This window comes from Brasilonema bromeliae SPC951, assembly GCF_012912135.1.
Lineage (GTDB): Bacteria > Cyanobacteriota > Cyanobacteriia > Cyanobacteriales > Nostocaceae > Brasilonema > Brasilonema bromeliae.
The window spans coordinates 1-1,720 of record NZ_QMEB01000356.1 but is presented as its reverse complement, the minus strand read 5'-3'; the positions used below and the strand labels follow the sequence as shown (position 1 = coordinate 1,720).

Here is a 1,720-nt window from a genome sequence, read left to right as displayed (position 1 = left end):
ATATGAGACTGCGTTCGTTTCGACTCCGGATTGCCCTATTATCTGCGGGTTTGGCTGGAAGCGCATTAGTAGGGTTTGGTGCAGTCTCCTGGTTCCAGATTTACAATGCTCAGATCGCTCGCCTTGATGCACAACTGTTCAATCAGTTGCTGCGGGCAACTCGTTCTGCCCAGCGAGAGCGATTGCAGTTCTACGGAGATTCATTACCTTATGCTTTCGGAACAAATACAAAAATCCCTATTGCTGTGCTGGTGCGAGATGCAAACGGCAATACACTTTATCAATCTGACGAAGTGCCCATCGATAAGGAGGTGAATCGTCTGTTGCTTGGGCGTCTTGAGTTGACACCTTTGCCACCGTTTCCTAAAGAACCACCGCCAAAACCTGAGAGTACAGATCCACCTGTCAAGCCACCACCGTTGCTTCGCTCACGACGCCCACCTGAATTCGTCACTCAACAGACAACAACAGGACTTTGGCGCATTGGGGCACTTAAATTTCCCAATGTTCAGGTTGCGATCGCCGTTAGTCTGCAAGCCGTTAATCAAGAGATGGGTACCATTCGCAATATCTTCCTAGTTTCAATTTCGGGAGCGCTTTTGCTAGTTGCTTTTGGGGCATGGTTTGTTTCTGGTGGTGCTTTGCGTCCCATCCGGCAATTAACGGGCGTTATTCAACAGGTGACTGTTAAAGGGCTAGATCAGCGAATCCCGATTGGGACAACGGATGTTGAATTTGTCGAACTGATTCAGGTGTTTAACCAAATGCTGGAACGCCTGGAACGCAGTTTTACACAAGCTTCCCGCTTCAGTGCTGACGCAGCTCACGAACTGAAAACCCCACTGACGATTCTGCAAGGTGAACTGGAACGAACGCTGCAACAGGTTGACTCTGGAAGTGAAGTCCAACAGCGCTTAAGTAATTTGTTGGATGAAGTGCGTCGCCTCAGTGGTATTACGCGGAAACTTTTGCTGTTGTCTTTGGCAGATGCGGGACAAATGAAGTTGTTTCTGGTTGAGGTGGATATGTCTGAGTTGCTCATGGAGATGTTAGAAGATGTGGAACTCCTGGCTCCCCACCTGAGTGTGCAAACTGACATTACTGATGGGCTACGGGTACAGGGCGATCGCGATCTCCTCATTCAAGTTCTGCAAAACCTGTTCAGTAATGCCATCAAATACAATCTCGCCAACGGCTGGATACAGATTCATGCAAAGAAAACTGAAACAACTCTCCATATTACGATCGCCAATGCTTCAAAAGAGATTCCGGTGGGCGATCGCTCGCGCATTTTTGACCGCTTCCATCGCGGTGATCCTGCTCGAACCCGCAAGGTAGAAGGAATCGGACTGGGACTCAGCTTAGCCCGTGAAATTGCTCGGGCACATCGTGGCGATCTCACCCTTGATTCTACATCGGATGGGCAGACGGCGTTTACTCTCACTTTGCCGATGACGTTAGACAATTAAGGGATTACTTTTTACCAATAATCTTCTAACCGCGCTCTAACCCTGGACTCACCCTTCTTTGGCGGTTTTACCCCACGGATAACCTTCCACCGCGCTTTCACACAAGGGTTAAGGTCTAATATCAAGTGGACAATTTCTATTCTAGGTCATTTAATGATTCAAAACGTTATTTTAGTATTAGCGATTGTTGATGATCTTATACCAATTCTCTATGAAGATGCATAGAATAAAGCTTCATGGAATAGAGCTTC

At 47.6% G+C, this 1,720-nt stretch carries 1 protein-coding gene; it reads left to right on the top strand.

All coding sequences use genetic code 11. The features are described from left to right. The first annotated feature begins 2 nt into the window (after positions 1-2). Complete coding sequence (locus DP116_RS27360; protein WP_169158126.1) at positions 3-1,469, top strand: ATP-binding protein; 1,467 nt, start codon at positions 3-5, stop codon at positions 1,467-1,469. Positions 1,470-1,720 lie beyond the last annotated feature (251 nt).